The sequence below is a fragment of the Neisseria sp. HMSC074B07 genome (assembly GCF_001810355.1).
In the GTDB taxonomy this organism is placed as follows: domain Bacteria; phylum Pseudomonadota; class Gammaproteobacteria; order Burkholderiales; family Neisseriaceae; genus Neisseria.
In genome coordinates this window covers 863-1,502 of sequence record NZ_KV800966.1, presented here as the reverse complement: position 1 = coordinate 1,502, position 640 = coordinate 863, and the positions used below count along the sequence as shown (strand labels likewise).

Sequence of the window (640 nt, the reverse complement as noted above, 5' to 3'; positions counted from 1 at the left end):
GCCGTACTGGTTTAAAGTTAAGCCACTATAAAACGGACAGGTCACCTGAAATCTTGAGTGGTTCGCGGGCAAAGCCCACGCTACAAATTTTGTTGACAACACAAGTGCCGTAGCGTGGACTCTGTCCACGAAAATGATTGACGCAAAAAGGTCGTCTGAAAACCCGAACATCAAGTTTTCAGACGACCTTCTTAAGGTATAGGGATTCACTTACCCCGGCAATCAAGCCAAGAAAAAACCCTCGATAGAACCGAGGGCTTGAAAATTTGGTTGCGGGAGCAGGATTCGAACCTACGACCTTCGGGTTATGAGCCCGACGAGCTACCATGCTGCTCCATCCCGCGTCAGAAAGTAGAACTATACAGATACTTGAAAAAACTGTCAAGCACTTTACCGCCAAAATTCAGCAAAACATTACCCATTCAAAGTCCAGACGATAAAATGAGTTATAGCAATATTATGATTTTAAAGAGTTTAAACCAAAAACCGACCAATCAGGGTTATTCGGAACTTCATCGTAAATCACTCAATCTCAAAAAGCCTTCAAACATGGTTGCACCCGTTTTTTTTGTCTTTTCACTGTTGATACGAAACTTATCTCATCACACCTAACGGATTGTAAAACACACTGAAATAGAGA

1 tRNA gene is annotated in these 640 nt (G+C 42.3%); it reads right to left on the bottom strand.

Going from position 1 to position 640, the window contains the following annotated elements:
• Positions 1 to 267: 267 nt before the first annotated feature.
• A tRNA-Met gene (locus HMPREF2726_RS09340) sits at positions 268 to 344 on the bottom strand.
• Positions 345 to 640: the final 296 nt, after the last annotated feature.